Raw genomic sequence first — 18,437 nt, forward strand, 5'->3', positions numbered from 1 at the left:
TCAGCGGACGTAGCCGCCGACCACGCCGCCGTCGACGGTCAGGGCGGCGCCATTGATCACGGCGCTGTCGTCGCAGCACAGGAACAGCACTGCCTTGGCGACCTCCTCGGGCGTGATGCTGACCTTGAGCGCGTTGCGCTGGCGGTAGAAGTCCTCGAGCTGATCGGGCTCCACGCCGTGGCGCTTCGCGGCATTGATGCGCTGCTCGGGCGTGAAGATGCCGGTGCCGCGGATCACCCCGTCGGGCAACACCATGTTGACGCGGATGCCGAAGGGGCCGCCCTCCTCCGCGAGGCAGCGGCCGAGGTGCAGCTGGGCCGCCTTGGCCGCGCTGTAGGCTGCGGCCTTGGGCGTGGCGGCCACTGCAGACTTGCTGGTCACGAAGACCAGTTGGCCACCGGCGCCGCGCCGCTTCCATTCGCGAAAGGCCTGCTGGCTGACCAGGAAGGAGCCACCGGCGTGGGTTTCGAGCATCAGCCGCCACTGCTCGACGCTGGTGTCCTCGATGGCCGCACCGAAGTGCGAACCGGCATTGCTCACCACGATGTCGAAGCCGCCGAAGCGCTGGCGCACCCCCTCGAAGGCGGCGCTCACGCTGTCCGGGATGCTGACATCGGCCTGCACCGCAAGCGAACGATCGGCGCCGCCGATGGCATGAAGCAGCGTGATCGTTTCGGCCAGGCGCTGCGCACCGCGCGCCAGGATCGCGACCGAGGCACCTTCCTGCGCCAGGCGCAGCGCGGTGGCGCGGCCGATGCCGTAGGAGCCCCCGGTGACCACGGCCACGCGGCCGGCGAGCTTTCCTTCAGACATGGGCGTCTCCTGTTGTCGGGTTCATCGGTGGGAGAATCTTAGGCATCGAATTACTTTCCGTCAAATATTTTATAGAAGGAATTTACTTCTATTTTCAAGGCGAGCGAAGGCTTCGGCCGCTGTGCAGAAGTCAAATCAGTGCGCGGCGGTGCCGCCCGCGCGGGCCAGCTTGTCGAACACGCTCTGGTTGCTCGCGAGCATGTCGAGGTAGGCCTCGGCCATGTCGTCGTAGAGGGGCTTCAGCGCCGCATTGGGCTCGATCGGATCGCCCTTGGTGCGGTTCATCCGCTGCGACGCGGCGGCCAGGTCGCTGAAAAGACCCACGGCCTTGCCCGCCACGAGCGCGGCACCCAGCGTGCCGAATTCCTCGCGGTCGAGCGTGCGGTATGGCAGGCCCAGGATGTCGGCCTTGACCTGCTTGAACACCTGGCTGCGCGCCCCGCCGCCGATGCCGATCACATGGCTCGCATGGAAGCCCGGCACCAGCGCCTCGACGCTCTTGAGGTAGGCCCGGTACTCATAGCCGATGCCCTCGAGGATGGCCCGGTAGAGGTGCTTGCGCTTGTGGGCCCAGTTCAGGCCGACGAAGGCGCCCCGCATGGTCGTGTTGTTGGGGCACACGCGCCCACCCAGGTGCGGCAGGAACAGCAGCCGGTCGGCGCCCGGCGGCGCCTTCTCGGCCATCCGACCCAGGCGCTGGTAGACACTCTCGTCGTCGAGTTCGCAGATCGCCTTCTCGAGTTGCGAGAACTCGTCGCGGAACCAGCGCAGGTTGAGTCCTCCGCCGTTGACATAGGCCATCGCGAAGTACAGCCCGGGAATCACATGCGGGCACGAGAACAGCATGCCGTCGCCCTCGTCCGCCACGTAGCGGTCGACCACGATCGACAGGCAGGCGGCGGTGCCCGCGACGTCGAACACCATGCCGGGCTGCACGATGCCGGCGCCCAGCACGTTGGCCGTGGCGTCGCCGCAGCCGGCCGCGATGGGGGTGCCTTCGCGCAGGCCGGTGAGCGCGGCGGCGCGGCTGTCGACGCGGCCGACGATGTCGGTCGGGTCGACGATCCGCGGCAGCTTGCTGTCGTCGAGGCCGAACTCGCTCAGCAGGTCCTTGTTCCAGCGGCTGCGCGCGGTGTCGGCGAAGTTGCTGAACGGCAGGTAGGTGCGGTCGATGAAGGCATCGCCGCCGCGCAGCCCCGCCATGCGGCCGGCCACGTAGGCCGACGGCACGACGAACTTGCTGATGCGGCGATAGATGTCGGGATGCTCGTTTTTCCAGTAGAGCATCTTGGCGCCGTGCGAGAACGACGGCGGACCGCCGGCCGAACGGATGATCTCGCCGCGGCAGCGCTTGAGCTGCTCGATGTACGGCGCGCAGCGGGTGTCGAGCCAGGAGTCGTACACCGTGGGTGCGTCGCCCTCGGCATCGACCGTGCCGACACCGGCCATCTGGCCGTCGCAGGCGATGCCCGCGATGTCGCCCGGGTTCACACCCGAACGCGTGATGCACGCCTTGATGGTGTTCACCGCCGCACCGTAGATGTCGTCGGGCTGCTGCTCCACGGCGCCGGGCGCCGGGTAGAGCAGCCTCGACTCCTCGAAGGCGTCCGCGAACAGCCTGCCGCCCTCGTCGTAGAGCGCGGTCTTGGTGCCCATGGTGCCGATATCGACACCGATCAGATAAGCCATGTCTTCGTCTCCGTCTTCTTTGCCGTCTCGTCTCAAGCCGCCAGGCCCTGCCGGCGCCGGCGCAGCGCCGTCAGTCCATCGAGCACCACCACCAGCGTCAGGATGGCCCCCAGCGCCACGCCCTGCCATTGCGGCGCGACCTCGACCACGTTGAATCCATTCTTCAACAACGCCATGAAAAGTGCACCCAGTGCCGCGCAGAGCACCGAGCCGCGCCCGCCCGCCAGCACCGCCCCGCCGATCAGGCAGGCGATGATCACCTCCATCTCCGCGCCGATGCCGAGGTAGCGGTTGGCCATGCCGACGCGCGCCGTAGCCATCAGGCCGGCCAGCGCCGCCAGTCCGCCGGTCAGCACGAACACGGCGAAGGTCGCGCCGCGCACCGGCAGGCCGAGCAGCCGCGCCGAGGCCGGATTGCCGCCGATCAGATAGAGCTGCCGCAGGCGCGGCCAGCGCGCCAGCCCCCAGTCGGCGGCCAGCACCAGCACCAGTCCGACCCAGACCACCGCGTAGAGGCCGAGCCACTTGGCGTTGCCGAGCGCCACGAACTCGGCCGGCATCGAGGTGAACCCCGCCACGCCGAGGCCGCGCACCAGCCACTCGATCACGCCACGCACGATGGCCAGCATCGCAAGCGTCGCGATCAGCGGATTGATGCCCAGCACCGCGACGAGGAAGCCGTTGAGCGCGCCGACCAGCAGCCCGCAGCCCAGCGCCAGCAGGCAGGCCGCGAACACGCCGAGCCCGGCGTTCATCGCGATCGCCGCGACGATGCCGGCCAGCCCCATCACCGCGCCGATCGACAGGTCGAAATTGCCGACGACGAAGAGCAGCGTCATCCCCACCACCAGGATCAGCAGCGGCCCGACGATGGTCTGCAGCGAATCGAGGTTGTTGATGTCGCCGAAGGCGTCGCTGCCGAGCAGCAGCGCGGCCAGCGCCAGCACCACGAGGCCGGCCGGGATGCGCAGCGAACCGAGAATGAAGTTGACCATGTTCGTCTCCCTCCGCTTCAGCGGCGACGGATTTCAAGTCGGCGATCGAGCGCCACGGCGACGATCAGCAGCACGCCGATCACCAGCGACTGCAGCGCGGGCTCGACGTCGAAGGCCACCATGCCGTTGACCACCACCGCCAGGAAGGCCAGTCCGAGAAAGGCGCCACCCAGCGTGCCCTTGCCGCCCGACAGGCTGGCGCCGCCCAGCACGGCGGCCGTGACCAGCGTGAACTCGAGCCCGTCGCCAAGCTGGGCGTCGGCATGCGTGACGCGCGAGGCCGCGACAAGCCCGGCCGCCCCGGCGCCCAAGGCGCTGCAGGCGAAGGCCGCGATCTTGATGCGGTCGACGCGAATGCCGTAGAGCACCGCGGTCGCCGCGCTCTCCCCTGCCAGGTAGAGCCGGCGGAACATGGCGGTGCGGCGCTCGAGCAGCGTGAAGACCACCAGCATCGCCAGGGCGACGATGACGATCACGTGCACGCCGCCCACCTGCATGCGCGCCAACTGGCGGAACTCCGACGGGAAGGTCTGCCCCACGAGCACGGTGTTGAGCACGCCGCTGAGCCCGCGGATCAGCACCATGGTGCCGATGGTCAGCATCAGGGAGTTGAGCCTGAGCCGCACCGCCAGCCATCCGTTGACGAGGCCGAACAGCAGTGCGCAGGCGAGAGACAGCCCCGCGGCGGCAAGAAAGGGAAGATCCATCTGCATCAGGAAGCCCGCGAAGGCACCCGCGAAGCCGTAGACCGCGCCGGCCGACAGGTCGATCTCGCCGGTGGCCATCACATACACGAAGCCGCTGATCGCCAACGTCTGCAGCGACAGGTCAAGCAGGATCGCATAGAGGTTCCCGGCCTGCGCGAAGCGCGGATGCGAAAGGCCGAGCAGCAGCGTCGCGGCCACCACCATCAAGGCGATCGGCAGCACCTGCCGGTCGACCGGCGACAGGGCCAGGCGGCGCGGTGTGACCGGCGCCCGCGGCGTTTCGAGGACCAGCGGTTTCATGCGGCGACTCCCGGCTCGTGCGCCACCGGCGCGTGGCCGGCGGCAAGGGTCATGATGTGCTCGGCGTCCATCTGTGCGAGCGTGCACTCGCCGACGATGCGGCGCGACCGCATGACGACGATGCGGTCGCACAGCGCCAGCAGTTCGGGAAGCTCGGACGACATCACGAGCAGGCTCTTGCCGTCCCGGGCGAGACTGCGCAGATGACGATGGATGTCGGCTTTGGCCGCAACGTCCACGCCGCGCGTGGGCTCATTGATCAGCACCACCTGCGGGTCGTCGGCCAGGGCCGCGGCCAGCATCACCTTCTGCTGGTTGCCGCCGCTCAGCGCGGACGGCGGGGCCTCGACGCTCGATGCCTTGATCGAGAATCGCTGCATGTAGCTGCGCGCGAAGTCGGCCGCCTGCTGGCAGCGCAGCCAGCCCGCGAAGCCGCTGAAGCCCGACAGCACCGGCGCCGATATGTTGGCCGCGATGCTGCTGCGCATGAAGAGGCCGGCCTCCTTGCGATTGGTGTTGACGAAGCCGACCCCATGGCTGCGAAGCGCGTGCGGCAGCAAACGCGGAATGTCCTTTCCCCGGACCTGCAGCCTGCCTGTCGCCACATGCAGTCCGAACAGCGCGGGGGCCACCTCGCTGCTGCCAGAGCCCTCCAGCCCGAAAAGACCCACCACCTCGCCGGCACGCAGCGCCAGGTCCACGTCGTCGAGCCGGCCCGGCACCCGCAGGCCGCGCACTTCGAGCATCACTTCGCTGCCGGCCGGCATGCGTGCGCGCACGGCGGCGTCCTGCACCAGCTCGCGCCCGGCCATGCGGTTGACCAGCTCGGACTCGGTGGCGCTGCGGCAGTCGAAAGTCTCGATGTAGCGGCCATCGCGCAGCACACTCACCTCGTCGCAGGAACCGAGGATCTCGGGGATGCGGTGGCTGATGAACAGGATGGTCTCGCCGCCGTCGGCCAGCTTGCGCAGGATGCCCATCAGGCGATCGGCCTCTGCGGTGGAAAGGCCCGAGGTCGGCTCGTCGAGGATCAGCAGCTTGCGCGGCTGGTTGAGGGCCCGAAGGATCTCGATCAGCTGCTTCTGGCCCAGCGTGAGCCCGGCCATCGGCGTGTCGGGATGGAGGTCGAAGCCGAAGCTCGCGAGCGCGCGACGCGCCTCGGCGCGCAGGCGTGCGGCATCGATCATTCCACCGCGCAGGAAGCGGCGCGTGTCGGGGAAGATGTTCTCGGCCACCGAAAGGTTGTCGAACACCGCGAGCTCCTGGTGCACCATGATCACGCCGAGGCGACGCGTGTAGGCGGGCTCGTAGCGCTCGTAGGCCTGCCCGTCGAGCACGATGCGGCCGCCATCGGGCATCACCTCGCCCTTGATGACCTTCATCAGCGTGCTCTTGCCGGCGCCGTTCTCGCCGAGCACGGCGTGGATGGTGCCGCGGCGCACGCTGAAGGACACGTCCTGAAGCGCGCGCACGGCCCCGTAGGACTTGGACACGTTCTCGATCCTGAGGCTGCAATCGTTCATGGCGGCGCTCAGCTGCGGTACTGCGGAATCTTCTGGTGATTGAACAGGTCGACCGTGTCGCGCGTGATCAACTCGGTGCCCATCAGCACCTGCTGCGGCGCGGGCACGGTGCCCGCCGCCTTGTTGTCGGCCGCGATCGGCACGCCGGCCAGGCCATTGGGGCTGTTCCAGGATTCGAGCATCTGCACCGCGCTGAAGCACTGCAGGGCTGTCTTGTTGATGACCGAGCCCTTGATGAGCCCCTTCTTGATGAACTCCAGCACCGGCGCTTCGCGGTCGTGCACGACCACGGTGATCTTGCCCAGGTCGACGCCCATTTCCTCTGCCGCCAGCGCGATGCCGCTGCCCGAACTCGAGTCGAGGCCGACCACGGCATCGAGCCCCTTATAGGTGTTGAACATCGCCTTCGAAGACGCGATGGCCGCTTCGGTGCTGGCCTTGTCGTCCACGCGGCCGGCGAGCTCCCATTCGCTGTTGGCCTTCAGGTACTCGGTCAGGCCCTTGAACTTGGCATCGGTGTTCGATGCGCCCCAGTTGCCGCTGGCGACGTACTTGCCTTTCTTGCCGGCGAACTTGATCAGCGCCTTGGCGGTGTCGGCGCCGCAGGCGTAGTTGTCCATGCCGATGAAGCTCAGCGCGCCACTGTCGGGCACGGTGGCCTCGATGACCACCACCGGGATGCCCTGCGACATCGCGCGGCGGATGGCCGGCACCGCACCGGGCTCCCACAGGCTCGTGATGATGCCCGCGGGCTTCTTCGCGATCGCCTGCTCCACGGCCGAAGCATGGCCGACCGGATCCCAGCCCTGCGGGCCGACCGTGCGGATGTCGGCGCCGAAGGCCTTCGCCGCGTAGCGCATGCCCAGGTGGCAGTCGAGCAGGTACGGGTGGCCGAGCAGCTGCGACGCATAGTAGTAGGTGCGGCCCTTGCCGGCCGGCGCGGTCTGGGCGTGAAGCGGCGAGGCGCCGGCCATCAAGGCGGCGCCGGCGCCCAGCATGGAAGCACCGAAGGCACGGCGCCGTGGAGTGAAGCGAGTGGATGTCATGGTCTGTCTCCGGTTGGAAGGTTGCTCGGAATGCGTCTGGACGCGGGCTATCGCAGGTAGGCGGCCGCGAGCCCGCCATCGACGGAAAGGGAGGCGCCGTTAATGCTCCGGCTGCGTTCGTCATCGCACAGGAAGAGCACTGCGCGCGCCACGTCTTCGGGCCCGATCGAGACCTTCAGCGCATTGCGCTGCGCGTAGTAGGCCTCGAGCGCCTCCGGTGCCACGCCATGGCGCCGCGCGTTGGCGGCGCGCTGGGCCGCATCGAAGATGCCGGTGCCGCGGATCACGCCATCGGGCAGGACGCTGTTGACACGGATGCCGTGCGGCCCGCCCTCTTCCGCCAGGCAGCGCGCCAGATGCAACTGCGCGGCCTTGGCGCAGGCATAGGCCGCCGCACCGGGGCTGGCCGCGACGGCCGCCTTGCTTGTCACGAAGACCAGGCAGCCGCCGCTGGCGCGGCGCTTCCAGCGCGCGAAGGCGGCACGGCTGAACAGAAAGGCGCCGCCCAGATGGGTGTCGAACACGGCGCGCCAAGTGTCGGGCGTCACGTCCTCGATGGCGCCGGCATGGTGGAAGCCGGCATTGCTCACCACGATGTCGATCCCGCCGAAGACCTGCTCGGCCTCATCCATGAATCGCTCGACGTCCGCCGGCCGGCCAACGTCACCGCTCGACACGTGCCAGGGCGTGGAGGGATGGCCCTGCACCTGCGGCCGGCACGCGTCGCGCAGCTGGTCGTCACCGCGCGCCAGGATCGCGATGCGTGCGCCCTGCGACGACAGCAGACGCGCGATGGCCAGTCCGATGCCCGAGCTGCCGCCCGTCACGACGGCCGTGCGGCCGGCGAGCGCCAGGCCGTGCGACGAGCGGAAGCTCGCCGTCGCGGAAGCCTGGGGGTCGGATAGGTTTTGCATGTCTCGAATCGCTTGTCGTGGAATTTAATACCGCAACTTTTCTATTGCAAGGAAATTCCTTCGATGGTTTTCCCCCAAGGGAAAACCCGTAGAGTGTTCCTACGATCGAACTGAGAGCGAGAGTGACTCCCACGGCCCGCTACGATGGAGGAAAATTCCTTCCATTCCCCCAAAGGAGTCCAGAAAATGACCACTCAGCTTGACCGGACCGGCGTGCTGAACACGATCCGGCAGGCACAGGGCCAGTTGAACCCTGCGCTCAAGCGCATTGCGAACTACGTGCTCAAGCACCCCGATATCGTCAAGACGCAGTCGATCAAGGACCTGGCGGAGGTCTGCGAGGTGTCGGAGTCGACGATCACGCGCTTCGTGCAGGCGCTCGAGGTGCCGAGCTATCAGCAGCTCAAGATCGGCATCGCCGAAGCCCTGTCGACCCATGGACAGGCCGCGCCGGCCCCTCACGAGGCCTTTGTCTACGACGACATCTCGGCCCTGGACACCAACGCACAGATCGTCAAGAAGATCCTGTTCCGCAACATCAGTGCGCTCGAGGACACGGCGCAGCGGCTCGACCTGCGGCTGCTCGACAAGGTGGCGACCGCGATCGACAAGGCCGACTCGCTGGCGTTCTTCGCGATGGGTTCTTCCACGCTGGCGGCCGAGAACGCCGTGATGCGCTTCATGCGCGTCGGCAAGCGCTGCATCTTCTACAAGGACCAGGGCGTGCAGCAGATTTCCGCGTCGACGCTGGGCAAGAGCTCGGTCGCGTTCGCCATCAGCAACTCAGGCCGCACGATACCGGTCGTCGAAGCGCTGCGCGTCGCGCAGAAGCGTGGCGCGACGACGGTCGCCATCACCTCCTACCCCGACTCGCCGCTGGCGCAAAGCGCGCACCTGACCCTGCTGACCAACACCACCGATGCCGCGGTCGGATCGGCGCCGTATCACGAGGCGATGCTGTCGAAGATGGCCCAGCTGCTGGTGACCGACGTGGTCTATTCGCGCTACGCGGTCAAGCACGTCGACAAGTCGATTGCCGCCATCAAGGACACGAACACGGTCACGGAAGGCAGCCGCTATCGCTAGAGCCAGGAGATAGGGCCAGGACTTCGTCGGGCGCCGGCGCCGGCGCAGCCGCCCACGCCGCCACGTCCGGAGACTGCGCGACGCAGGCCAGTCGCCGCAGCTTCTGTAATTCGGAATCCTGAAACTGCGAGGACTGCATGCATCCGAAGGCCTTGGCTTCCTCGGCAAACCGGTCGGCCGCATCCGGCAGCGCATCACGACCTTCGAGGCGAAATGAAACTGGCGCGAGCGGCCCGAACAACAGGGCACGCGTCAGCTGAGGCCAGCGCTTCGGATCGGGCTCCACGCCCGCGGCGCGCGCAAACAGCAAGGCCATCAGGTTCATCTTGGTTTTCTGTGGCTCGCCAAGCGCGCGGCACCTGGCAACGCCCCTCTGCATCTCTTCGAGTGCTGGCGATGCGATGGCGCCGCTCCACACATAGGCCATCCACCGGGCCTGCAACTCGATCGGCGGAAACATCGGACCCGACTGATCCCAGATACCCACGAACGCAAGCCCAGGCAGCTGCGGATGGAAAGTGTGCTGAAAGAGTTCGAGCCGCTGCGCATCGAGGTTCAGCGTACGTCGGATCGGCTCGCCGAGGAAGGGCATCTTCAGCTCGAAACCGGTGCCGAAAAGAATGCCGTCGAAGGCCTCCGCGCGCCCGTCGCCGAAACCGACCCGCGTACCTTCGATCCTGTCGAACCACGGCCGCACCTCGATGCGGCCCTCGGCAACCAGCGGAAGAAAATGCTGGCTCAATGTCAGGCCCGCATCGAGGATGCTGTCGCCGGGCTTTGGCGCGCCGAACTGCTCCGGACTGCCGCCCCAGGCCAGCACCATCTCCTTCAGCATCGCGCCGAATTCGCCGCGCGGCAGCGACTCCTCCGCCAAGGCCTGGAAGCGCGTGAACACGCGATGGTCCGAGGGCACACCGGCCGCGAGCTTCGGCAACACATAGCGCTGCCTGCGATGGCACACGACCACCCTGGCCGCGCCGAGCATGCACAGATCGCTGGCAATCTCGAGCGCACTGATCGCGCAGCCCGCGACGAGCACGCGCTTGCCGCGATACCGCTCGGGATGCTTGTAGGCGCTGGTATGCGCCACGCCCTCGTTGCCGGAGAACGACGTCAGCCCCGGCACCTCGGGAATCCGCGGATGCTGGAAGCGGCCACAGGCGACCACGACTTTCTCGAAGATCTCTTCGTCATGCGCGCCATGGCGCACGGCCCATCCCCCGGGCACCTGCGCAATTTCGCGCACTTTGGTGCGCAGACGTGTCCGCTCGGACAGGCCGAATCGGTCCGCATAGCGCCGCAGGTAGTCGCCGATCTCGCGATTGGACGGGTAGACCGCGAGGCCCGGCGCATGCGGCAGGTCGCTGAACTGTGTGAGCACCCGGCTGGTGTTGGTGCGCATCGAGGGCCATACGCCGCTGCAGATCGCGTCGCCGCTCCACTGGCCGCCCGGCAACGGCGCCTGTTCAAACAGCACGGGCTCGAAGCCTTCGGATTGCAGGTAGCGCGCAGCGATCAAGCCGCCCGGCCCGGCCCCGATGATGGCAACTCTCGGCATCGTTGGCACCTCCCTCCACGTCGGGCCGGCACGCGTGCCGGGAGCATCTCATATCCGGTTGAGCAACTCCGCCTTCTTGTTGGCGAACTCGTCGTCGCTGATGATGCCCTTGGAGCGCAGGTCGGCGAGCCTCTCGATGGTGGCGAACACATCCTGCTGGTTGCCCGAGGCGGCGCTGCTGTAGCCATTGCCGTTGTTGACGCTGGCGGGCGGGTTGAACGGCTCATTGAACGCCGGCGCAGGCGGCGCCACATAGGGAGCGACGCCATCGACCGAGATCACGGGCAGACTGGCCACGTCGATCAGGCCGTACTGGCTGTTGAAGCTCAGGCTGCCGCCGTACGACTGTTGCTGCCCGAAGCCGCCGATCTGGTGGTCCAGCGTGTCGTACACCGTGACGCGTCCATTGACCTCGATGGCCAGGCGCCGCGCCTGCGCAAAGTAGGCATAGCGCACGCCGTTCTGCGCGCCCGTGCTGTTCGGAAAGCGCAGGTCGGAAGGCCACCAGTCGTTCGTCGTGCCGGGCACGAAGAGGCTCGCCTGGCCGAAGCCGCTGCCTTGCTGCTGTCCGCCACCGCCATAGCTGGTCTGTGCTTGCCCGTTGTTGTAGCCGCCCCCCTGGCTTTGCGACTGGAAGCTGCCGCTGCGCACCAGGTCCGGCTGGCTGGCGACGAGGTTCGACAGGTCGTTGCACAGGTTGTCGACGCGGCCCTTGAGGTAGTTGTTGAACATGTCCGACAGCATGATCATGCCGCCGCGCATCCACTGGCCGGAGCCGGAGAATTCGGGATGGTTGAACTGCGCCTGGCTGCCGTTTCCATTGATCACCGAGTCCAGCATGCTCAGTGTCGCTTCCACGCTGAAGCCGTTGCGCTGCGCGATGTCGTTGATGACCTGCTGGCCGGCGGGGGAGAGTTGTCGCATGGAAGGTGTCTTGTGGTGGGTTGGGGGCGCGATTGTGAGGCTTCGACAAGACACTGTAGTGGCACGGGCTTTCAGGACGCCGCATACCTGATGTGCGCCGGAGCCTGCCGTGTCGGCTCGGGACGCCTTTCGCCGATCAGCCAGTCAGCGTGACGATCTGATTCAAGGTTCCGCACGCCTCCTCGAGCACGTCCGGCGGCACCCGTTTCCAGGGATGCGCCTTGCCGGCCCGAGCACGCCAGTCAAAGGACTTGGGTTGATGCGCGAGCACGTAGCTGACCACGCCCTTGGCGGCCGTGAAACGAACCGCAAAAGGATTCGTGTCGTTGTAAGCGGCAGTGGTCATCGGCAACCCGACGACCAGACTGGTGCGGTCATTGAACAACTTGGGAGATAGCACCAGCATCGGATGCATGTCCCTCATCTCCCTGCCAGCCTGCGGATTGAAATCGATCCAGATGATGTCGCCGCGTTCCGGCGCCCACCGGCTCCTGCCGGCCGCCATCAGAAGACTTCGGCGCCGACCCGTCCGCCGGCCATGGCTTCGCCGCCATGGCGCTGCGGATCGAAGGCCTCGAGCTTTTGCGCCAGGCTCAGGGTTGGCTTGCCGGTGACGCGCAAGAAGATTCCACCTTCCACAACTTCAACGCTGATGGGCACGCCGCGGGCCAGACGCGCCGCACGCGCCACCGGCGCCGTCAGGCGTACTGCGAGGCCATTGCCCCAGGTCTGGACGGTCTGTTCGATTCGGAGGGAGGGATTGGCCATGGCGTGCACACCTTCGGATGTTGAAACAAGTCTATACGTCGATATGCTGCGCGTGTCAACGTGTCGATACGTCAACCGAAGCCCTCGCTCCAAGCCAGTTCGACCTACTTTTTGAGGTGTCGAAGGACAGCCCAGCGCTGCCATACGCGGCCGGATCGCTGGCCGTGCCCTGACGTGACCGCTCTTTTGATTTCCCGCTTCTGACAGCGGAGGGTCTGTCGCCCTAAGAACGCTTCGCTCTTGTCTTCGCGGCCTTCGGCGCCGCGTCGAGCAGCGCGGCGGCGGCCTGCTTCGCGGCTTGCGCCGGTGCCGGGTTGCGTTCCATCTGGCCCATCACGGAAGCGCCGTCGTAGAGCATGGCAAGTTGCGTCGCGAGGGACTGCGCGTCGGCCACGCCAGCCTCGCTCGCCAGGCGCGCGAAGAGCTCGCGCATCCAGCCGCGCGCAGTGTCACACACGCCACGCACCGCGCCCGAGGGTGTCGACTCCGCACCGGCGCGGGCGAATGCACAGCCCCGAAACCCGGGTTTCCCCATCGCCACCGCCATCGCATCGAAGACGCCGAGCAGTTGCTCGCGCGGCGTCGCGAGCGGCGCGATCCAGGCCTCGATGCGCGCGCGGTTGGCCGCGTGGCGCGCCTCCAGGTAGGCGCTGACAAGCGCTTCCTTGCTGCCGAAGGTGTCGTAGAGGGATGCCTTGGCGACGCCCGCCCGTTCGATCACGCGATCGATGCCGACGGTATGGATGCCGTTCTCGTAGAAGAGCTCGTTCGCGGCTTCCAACAGGCGCTCGCGCGCAGATCGGCGCTCCGGAGCGGCCGCGGCGGGTTCAAGTTTCTTGCGCATGGATTGACATTACCAGACAGATCTGTACACTGCAACCAGACAGACTTGTCTACCAATCAGATCCATGCTCCCAAAACCCCTCGAGGAAATCGCCATGAATGCTTCCCAGCCCGCAGGCGCTCGTCGCGCGCTCGTCACCAGCGCCACCTGGGCGGTCGACGGCGCCCGGACGGCCCTCTGAGAGCGAAGACATGAGCACCGTCCTCACCTCCCCTTCACCGTCCGCCGCCGCAATCCCGGCGCGCCGGCTGGTCTTCTCCCCACGCATCGCTTTCGGGCTCCAGGCGTCGATCACGCTCGCCTTCCTCGCCGGGTCGAGCGCGCCGACGCCGCTGTACGCGATGTATCGCGCGCACTGGGGCTTCTCGCCGACGCTGCTGACCGTGGTGTTTGCCGTCTATGCGCTGGCGGTGCTCGCGTCGCTGCTCGTGCTCGGACGGCTGTCGGACCACGTCGGGCGCCGGCCTGTGCTGATCGGCGCGACGATCGTGCAGGCTCTGACGATGGTCGTCTTCGCGACGGCGTCGGGTGTCGGGGACCTGCTCGTCGCCCGTACCCTGCAGGGGCTGTCGGCCGGGGCGGCGATCGCCGCCGTGGGCGCCGGCCTGCTCGACCTCGACAAGACGCGCGGCGCCGTCGCCAACTCGGTGGCGCCGATGCTCGGTACCGCGCTCGGAGGCGCCGTTGCCGGATTGTTCGTGCAGTTCCTGCCGGCGCCGACCCGGCTCGTCTACGAAGTGCTCGGCGCTGTCTTCATCGCACAGGCTGTCGCGCTGTGTTTCATCGCCGAGACGGCGCCGCCGCGGTCCGGCGCGCTGGCGTCGCTGCGACCACGGCTGGCACTTCCCCGGGCCGCTCGCAGCACCTTCCTGCGCGTCGCCCCGGCGGTGGTCGCAGCCTGGGCGCTCGCCGGGTTCTACGCCGCGCTGGGGCCGACGCTGGTCGCGCGCCTGCTCGATGGCGCCTCGATGCTGACCGGAGGACTTGCGCTCTTCGTGGTTGCCGGCAGCGGCGCGCTCTCCGTCCTGATGACACGGCACCGCGAGGCGCAAACGCTGATGCGCATCGGCGCGTCCGCCCTCCTGATCGGCGTGCTGGGCGTGCTGGCGGCGCTTTCACTTCGCTCGATCGCTGTCTTCCTGCTGGCGTCGGCGATCGCCGGCATCGGCTTCGGCACTGGCTTCCAGGGCGCGCTGCGCTCGCTCGTTGCCCGCATCGACGCCCACGAGCGCGCCGGCGCGCTCGCCGTGCTGTTCGTGCTTTCGTACCTGGCGATGGGAGCGCCAGCGGTGGCGGCCGGCTATCACCTCTCGCTGCACGGCGACATCGTCGGAACCACGCGCGCCTTCGCGGCAGCCGTGATCGCGCTCGCGCTGGCAGCCGGATTTGCCACCCTCGAGCGGCCGCGCGGCCGAGCCTGAAGCCAGCCTGGTCTTTGCACCCCACGCCAAGAGATCAATGCTTGACACCGGACTCTCGCTGCGCACGAATTGCCAATATGAAAACCGTCTCGACGTCGGCCAGATAACGATACAACGCGACATAGCCTCGGGCACCCTTGCCGATGCCAGTCCCCGTTTGCCGTGGCAGCGGTGCCTTGCAGACGCAGGCCCCAGGCCCCAGGCCCACGCTAGTTGGCCAGCCGCTCCACTGCAAGGTCCAGCAGCGCGCGCAGCCGCCGCAGTTGGCGCAGATCGCGGTGATAGCCGACCCAGACGTCACGACCGGGCGGCTGTGGGTCGCAGGGAACGCGTGCGATGCCCTTGACGCGATCCCCCAAGGGTACGGGCAGCACCGCCAAGCCGACACCCGAGGCGCACATGCGCGACTGCGCCTCGCGGCTGTTGCTGGTGAACGCAACATGCGCGTGGGGCAGCACCTTCTTCAACCAGCGTGCGTCCGGAAAGTCGCTGAAGGCCGAGTCGAGCGTGATCAACGGGGTGCCTCGCCCGTCTCCCAGCCTGGGTGTACGCATGCCCTTGGGACGATACAAGCCGTACTCGACATGCATCAGCCGGCGCTGGATGACGCCGGCCTCGTCGAAGGCGCGAATCCGGAAGACCAGGTCAGCTTCGCGCCGGGCGAGGTCGAACAGGCGCGCATCGGTGATCAACTCGATCGCGACGCCGGGATGGACCTTCGCGAATTCGGCGAACACCGGCGTCAGCATGTGCACGCCGAACCAGTCGGACGACGAGATCCGCAGTTGCCCTTCGAGTTGCTGCCCCTGGCCGGCGAGCGTGCGTTCCAGTGCGAGTGCCTCCTCTTCGATGCGCTCAGCGTGCAGCAGCACGGCGGCGCCTTCGTCGGTCAGCATGAATCCGTCCGGCCCGCGCTGGAACAGCGCATGCCCGACATCGCGCTCGAGCACCTTGAGGCGCCGGCCCATGGTGGGTTGGCTCTGCCCGATGGCACGTGCTGCACCGCCCAGTGACCGGGCCCGTGCGATGGCCAGGAACACCTTGATGTCACTCCAGTCCATGGAGACCTCATTCATTCTTGAATGGATTGAATTCACTCCTGTGAATTTACATGCAATTCTGAAGTCCCAACAATAGGCGCATCTCATCAAACGAAGCACCCTATGAACTCCAGCGACACCATGCGCGCCATCGTCCTCGAAGGCGCCAATCTGCCCTTCGTGCTGCGCGAGATTCCGCGACCCATCGCAGGCCCCGGCCAAGTGCTGGTGCGCATCGCGGCCAGCGGCGTGAATCCTCTCGATACCAAGATCCGTGCCGGCAAGGCGGCGCACGCGCGGCATCCACTGCCTGCCGTGCTGGGCATGGACATGGCCGGCGTCGCGGTGGCGATCGGGCCGGGCGTCGAGCGCTTTCGCCCTGGCGACGAGGTCTACGGGCTGACCGGCGGCGTGGGCGGGCTGCAGGGCTCGCTGGCCGAGTTCGCCGCTGTCGACGCCGATCTCCTGGCCCACAAGCCCTCGAACCTGTCGATGCGCGAGGCGGCTGCCCTGCCGCTGATCACGATCACCGCCTGGGAAGGCCTCGTCGACCGCGCGAAGACCCATGCCGGCCAGGCGGTGCTGATCCATGGCGGCGCGGGTGGTGTCGGCCATGTGGCGGTGCAGCTCGCGGTGGCCTTGGGGGCCGAGGTGTTCTCGACGGTCCGGCCCGAGCAGGTCGAGATCGTCAAGCGCTTTGGCGCCACGCCCATCGACCACACGACGACACCCGTCGACACGTATGTGGCTCAGCATACGGGCGGAGAAGGCTTCGACGTCATCTACGACACGGTCGGCGGCGCGGTGCTCGACGCTTCGTTCAACGCCGTTCGCCCCTACGTCGGTCATGTGGTGAGCGCCCTTGGCTGGGGCACGCACGCGCTGGCGCCGCTGTCGTTCCGCGCGGCCACCTACTCCGGCGTCTTCACACTGTTGCCCATGCTGACCGGCAGGAGCCGGGCGAACCACGGTCACATCCTCGCCGAAGCAACTCGGCTGGTCGAGGCCGGCAAGCTGATACCGCTGATGGACCCGCGCCGCTACACGCTGGACAACGCGCTCGAGGCCCACCAGGAGGTCGAAGCCGGGCGGGCGCGCGGCAAGCTCGTCGTCGAGGTGTAGCGCGGGCGACGCGAAGGGCGCGTGATGTTCACGGGAGCAGTTCGAACTTCAACTCCGCGAGCGGGGTGACCTTCTCGTCCCGGGTCAGCTTGTATTCCGTGTTCGGCCCGAGCCACTTCGCCCAGAGCTTGTCGATCTCGCCGGACTTGTCGAGCGCGTAGAGCGCGGCGTTGACCTTGGCCAGCAGGACCGGCTCGTCCTTCTTCATGCCGACGCCGATCGGCTGGAACACCATCGGCTCCTTGATCATCTTGAGCTCGACGCCGGAGGTCTTGGACTGGTTGACGAGCTTGGTGATGGTCATGGTGTTGGCCACCATGCCGACCGACTTGTTCTGTTGCACGGCCATGAAGGCGGAACCCGTGTCCTGGAACGTCACCGGCTCGGAACCATTCATCTTGATGGACAGCTCCGAGGTGGAGCCCTTCGTCGAGCTGAGGCGCTTGCCCTTGAAGTCGGCCTTGCTCATGCCGGGGTCCGAGGCCTTCACCGCGAGCATTTCCTTGGCGATGTAGTACGGGTCGCTGAACTGGATCTGCTCGCCGCGGCTCTTGGTGTAGGCCAGGTTGGCCACCGTAACGTCGACGCGCCCGAGCTTGACCTCCGGCACTCGGGCCTCCACCGACAGCGGCGTGACCTTGGCGGTGAGGCCGAGCTGCTTGGCGAGCGCATTGCAGAGGTCCACGTCGAAGCCCACCATCTCGCGGGTCTTCGGGTCGGGCGCGGCAAAGGGAGGCACGTCGGCGAAGGTGCCGCACTTCAGCTCCTTGCGCTGGCTGATCTCGTCCCATTGGTCCGCATGAGCCCACAGGCTCAACGTTGAAAGGCAACAGCCGAGGGCGGCCATACGCAAAGCAGTCTTCTTCGACATGGTGAACTCCAGGTGGATGGTTGAATGAATGAGGGGTGTGACTCAGTGGGCCCGCAGGTCCGACAGGAAGCGCTTCGCGCGTGGATGCTGCGGATTGCTGAAGAAGGCTTCGGGCTCGGCCTTCTCGAGGATCTGGCCGGCGTCCATGAACCAGACCCGATCGGCGACCTCGCGCGCGAAATTCATCTCGTGCGTGACGCACATCATGGTCATGCCCTCGTTGGCGAGACTGCGCATGACCGAGAGCACCTCGCCCACCATCTCGGGGTCGAGCGCGCTCGTGGGTTCGTCGAACAGCATGGCCGGCGGCTCCATGGCAAGCGCCCGTGCGATCGCCACGCGCTGCTGCTGGCCACCCGAGAGTTGTGCGGGATAGGCGCCCGCCTTGTTGGCGAGGCCCACACGTTCGAGCAGTTGCGTGGCCTTCTCCCGCGCCGCGGCGCGCTTCACGCCGAGCACGCGCATCGGCGACAGCATGATGTTCTCCAGCACGGACAGGTGCGGGAACAGGTTGAAGCTCTGGAACACGAAGCCGATGCGGCTGCGCAAGCGATTCAGCGCAACGCTGGTCATCGGCGCGTGGATGTCATGGCCGTCGAAAAGCAACTGGCCCGACTTGACCTCCTCCAGCCGGTTGACCGTGCGGATCAAGGTCGACTTGCCCGAGCCCGAGGGTCCGCAGACGACCACGACCTCGCCTTTCTTCACTTCGGCATTGACGTCCGTGAGGGCCTGGTAGTCGCCGTACCACTTGTTGATGTTGGAAAACAGAATCATGGGGGTGTCCTCTGCAGCGCCTTGCGGACTGCCTTGGCC

General features: G+C 67.2%; 18 protein-coding genes. 3 read left to right on the forward strand and 15 right to left on the reverse strand.

Annotated features, from left to right (window positions below; translation table 11 throughout):
- From AC1D3B_RS29015 to AC1D3B_RS29045, 7 genes are all read right to left on the reverse strand, one after another.
- Positions 1–813 (reverse strand): SDR family oxidoreductase, encoded by an 813-nt coding sequence (locus tag AC1D3B_RS29015; protein WP_478194125.1) that lies wholly within the window; start codon positions 811–813, stop codon positions 1–3.
- A 135-nt stretch (positions 814–948) separates the two neighbouring features.
- Positions 949–2,502, reverse strand: a complete 1,554-nt coding sequence (locus tag AC1D3B_RS29020; RefSeq protein ID WP_478194126.1) for an FGGY-family carbohydrate kinase — start codon at positions 2,500–2,502, stop codon at positions 949–951.
- Between the two features lie 32 nt (positions 2,503–2,534).
- Complete coding sequence (locus tag AC1D3B_RS29025; protein ID WP_478194127.1) at positions 2,535–3,497, reverse strand: ABC transporter permease; 963 nt, start codon at positions 3,495–3,497, stop codon at positions 2,535–2,537.
- Between the two features lie 17 nt (positions 3,498–3,514).
- Positions 3,515–4,504 (reverse strand): ABC transporter permease, encoded by a 990-nt coding sequence (locus AC1D3B_RS29030; RefSeq protein ID WP_478194128.1) that lies wholly within the window; start codon positions 4,502–4,504, stop codon positions 3,515–3,517.
- Positions 4,501–6,027, reverse strand: a complete 1,527-nt coding sequence (locus AC1D3B_RS29035) for a sugar ABC transporter ATP-binding protein (protein WP_478194129.1) — start codon at positions 6,025–6,027, stop codon at positions 4,501–4,503. The genes AC1D3B_RS29030 and AC1D3B_RS29035 overlap by 4 nt, the downstream gene beginning before the upstream one ends.
- Positions 6,028–6,035: 8 nt before the next feature.
- Positions 6,036–7,073, reverse strand: a complete 1,038-nt coding sequence (locus AC1D3B_RS29040; protein WP_478194130.1) for a substrate-binding domain-containing protein — start codon at positions 7,071–7,073, stop codon at positions 6,036–6,038.
- Between the two features lie 47 nt (positions 7,074–7,120).
- Positions 7,121–7,987 (reverse strand): SDR family oxidoreductase, encoded by an 867-nt coding sequence (locus tag AC1D3B_RS29045; protein WP_478194131.1) that lies wholly within the window; start codon positions 7,985–7,987, stop codon positions 7,121–7,123.
- Positions 7,988–8,173: 186 nt separating this feature from the next.
- Here AC1D3B_RS29045 and AC1D3B_RS29050 point away from each other — a divergent pair, with 186 nt between their 5' ends.
- Complete coding sequence (locus tag AC1D3B_RS29050) at positions 8,174–9,073, forward strand: MurR/RpiR family transcriptional regulator (RefSeq protein WP_478194132.1); 900 nt, start codon at positions 8,174–8,176, stop codon at positions 9,071–9,073.
- Here the strand turns inward: AC1D3B_RS29050 and AC1D3B_RS29055 are convergent.
- The 5 genes from AC1D3B_RS29055 to AC1D3B_RS29075 all read right to left on the reverse strand — a co-directional run bounded on the left by AC1D3B_RS29055 (position 9,048) and on the right by AC1D3B_RS29075 (position 13,167).
- Positions 9,048–10,631 (reverse strand): flavin-containing monooxygenase, encoded by a 1,584-nt coding sequence (locus tag AC1D3B_RS29055; protein WP_478194133.1) that lies wholly within the window; start codon positions 10,629–10,631, stop codon positions 9,048–9,050. The two genes, AC1D3B_RS29050 and AC1D3B_RS29055, sit on opposite strands and share 26 nt — an antisense overlap.
- Before the next feature lie 48 nt (positions 10,632–10,679).
- On the reverse strand, positions 10,680–11,555 hold the full coding sequence (locus AC1D3B_RS29060; protein WP_478194134.1) for an SHOCT domain-containing protein: 876 nt from the start codon (positions 11,553–11,555) through the stop codon (positions 10,680–10,682).
- A 136-nt stretch (positions 11,556–11,691) separates the two neighbouring features.
- Complete coding sequence (locus tag AC1D3B_RS29065; RefSeq protein WP_478194135.1) at positions 11,692–12,060, reverse strand: type II toxin-antitoxin system PemK/MazF family toxin; 369 nt, start codon at positions 12,058–12,060, stop codon at positions 11,692–11,694.
- Positions 12,060–12,323, reverse strand: a complete 264-nt coding sequence (locus AC1D3B_RS29070; protein ID WP_478194136.1) for an AbrB/MazE/SpoVT family DNA-binding domain-containing protein — start codon at positions 12,321–12,323, stop codon at positions 12,060–12,062. The genes AC1D3B_RS29065 and AC1D3B_RS29070 overlap by 1 nt, the downstream gene beginning before the upstream one ends.
- Positions 12,324–12,546: 223 nt before the next feature.
- Entirely contained in the window at positions 12,547–13,167 is a 621-nt protein-coding gene (locus tag AC1D3B_RS29075; protein WP_478194137.1) for a TetR/AcrR family transcriptional regulator, read from the reverse strand.
- A 191-nt stretch (positions 13,168–13,358) separates the two neighbouring features.
- Here AC1D3B_RS29075 and AC1D3B_RS29080 point away from each other — a divergent pair, with 191 nt between their 5' ends.
- A complete protein-coding gene (locus tag AC1D3B_RS29080) occupies positions 13,359–14,588 on the forward strand; it encodes an MFS transporter (protein WP_478194138.1) in 1,230 nt (409 codons plus the stop codon).
- A gap of 209 nt (positions 14,589–14,797) precedes the next feature.
- Here the strand turns inward: AC1D3B_RS29080 and AC1D3B_RS29085 are convergent, their stop codons facing one another.
- Entirely contained in the window at positions 14,798–15,649 is an 852-nt protein-coding gene (locus AC1D3B_RS29085; protein WP_478194139.1) for a LysR family transcriptional regulator, read from the reverse strand.
- A 102-nt stretch (positions 15,650–15,751) separates the two neighbouring features.
- On the opposite strand from AC1D3B_RS29085, the gene AC1D3B_RS29090 reads away from it, so the two are divergent.
- Complete coding sequence (locus tag AC1D3B_RS29090; protein ID WP_478194140.1) at positions 15,752–16,750, forward strand: zinc-dependent alcohol dehydrogenase family protein; 999 nt, start codon at positions 15,752–15,754, stop codon at positions 16,748–16,750.
- A gap of 28 nt (positions 16,751–16,778) precedes the next feature.
- Here AC1D3B_RS29090 and AC1D3B_RS29095 read toward each other — a convergent pair whose 3' ends face one another.
- Both AC1D3B_RS29095 and AC1D3B_RS29100 read right to left on the reverse strand, forming a co-directional pair.
- A complete protein-coding gene (locus tag AC1D3B_RS29095; protein WP_478194161.1) occupies positions 16,779–17,597 on the reverse strand; it encodes an ABC transporter substrate-binding protein in 819 nt (272 codons plus the stop codon).
- A 66-nt stretch (positions 17,598–17,663) separates the two neighbouring features.
- Complete coding sequence (locus tag AC1D3B_RS29100) at positions 17,664–18,398, reverse strand: amino acid ABC transporter ATP-binding protein (RefSeq protein ID WP_478194141.1); 735 nt, start codon at positions 18,396–18,398, stop codon at positions 17,664–17,666.
- Between the last annotated feature and the right edge of the window lie 39 nt (positions 18,399–18,437).

This window comes from Variovorax sp. P5_A3 (genome assembly GCF_056400665.1).

Excerpts from the sequence above, each read along its gene's own strand:
- AC1D3B_RS29060 (WP_478194134.1), bottom strand. The coding sequence starts at position 11,555 with ATGCGACAACTCTCCCCCGCCGGCCAGCAGGTCATCAACGACATCGCG.
- AC1D3B_RS29015 (WP_478194125.1), bottom strand. The coding sequence starts at position 813 with ATGTCTGAAGGAAAGCTCGCCGGCCGCGTGGCCGTGGTCACCGGGGGC.
- AC1D3B_RS29050 (WP_478194132.1), top strand. The coding sequence starts at position 8,174 with ATGACCACTCAGCTTGACCGGACCGGCGTGCTGAACACGATCCGGCAG.
- AC1D3B_RS29040 (WP_478194130.1), bottom strand. The coding sequence starts at position 7,073 with ATGACATCCACTCGCTTCACTCCACGGCGCCGTGCCTTCGGTGCTTCC.
- AC1D3B_RS29085 (WP_478194139.1), bottom strand. The coding sequence starts at position 15,649 with ATGGACTGGAGTGACATCAAGGTGTTCCTGGCCATCGCACGGGCCCGG.
- AC1D3B_RS29025 (WP_478194127.1), bottom strand. The coding sequence starts at position 3,497 with ATGGTCAACTTCATTCTCGGTTCGCTGCGCATCCCGGCCGGCCTCGTG.
- AC1D3B_RS29090 (WP_478194140.1), top strand. The coding sequence starts at position 15,752 with ATGAACTCCAGCGACACCATGCGCGCCATCGTCCTCGAAGGCGCCAAT.
- AC1D3B_RS29070 (WP_478194136.1), bottom strand. The coding sequence starts at position 12,323 with ATGGCCAATCCCTCCCTCCGAATCGAACAGACCGTCCAGACCTGGGGC.
- AC1D3B_RS29035 (WP_478194129.1), bottom strand. The coding sequence starts at position 6,027 with ATGAACGATTGCAGCCTCAGGATCGAGAACGTGTCCAAGTCCTACGGG.
- AC1D3B_RS29030 (WP_478194128.1), bottom strand. The coding sequence starts at position 4,504 with ATGAAACCGCTGGTCCTCGAAACGCCGCGGGCGCCGGTCACACCGCGC.
- AC1D3B_RS29065 (WP_478194135.1), bottom strand. The coding sequence starts at position 12,060 with ATGGCGGCCGGCAGGAGCCGGTGGGCGCCGGAACGCGGCGACATCATC.
- AC1D3B_RS29075 (WP_478194137.1), bottom strand. The coding sequence starts at position 13,167 with ATGCGCAAGAAACTTGAACCCGCCGCGGCCGCTCCGGAGCGCCGATCT.
- AC1D3B_RS29020 (WP_478194126.1), bottom strand. The coding sequence starts at position 2,502 with ATGGCTTATCTGATCGGTGTCGATATCGGCACCATGGGCACCAAGACC.
- AC1D3B_RS29095 (WP_478194161.1), bottom strand. The coding sequence starts at position 17,597 with ATGGCCGCCCTCGGCTGTTGCCTTTCAACGTTGAGCCTGTGGGCTCAT.
- AC1D3B_RS29045 (WP_478194131.1), bottom strand. The coding sequence starts at position 7,987 with ATGCAAAACCTATCCGACCCCCAGGCTTCCGCGACGGCGAGCTTCCGC.
- AC1D3B_RS29100 (WP_478194141.1), bottom strand. The coding sequence starts at position 18,398 with ATGATTCTGTTTTCCAACATCAACAAGTGGTACGGCGACTACCAGGCC.
- AC1D3B_RS29080 (WP_478194138.1), top strand. The coding sequence starts at position 13,359 with ATGAGCACCGTCCTCACCTCCCCTTCACCGTCCGCCGCCGCAATCCCG.
- AC1D3B_RS29055 (WP_478194133.1), bottom strand. The coding sequence starts at position 10,631 with ATGCCGAGAGTTGCCATCATCGGGGCCGGGCCGGGCGGCTTGATCGCT.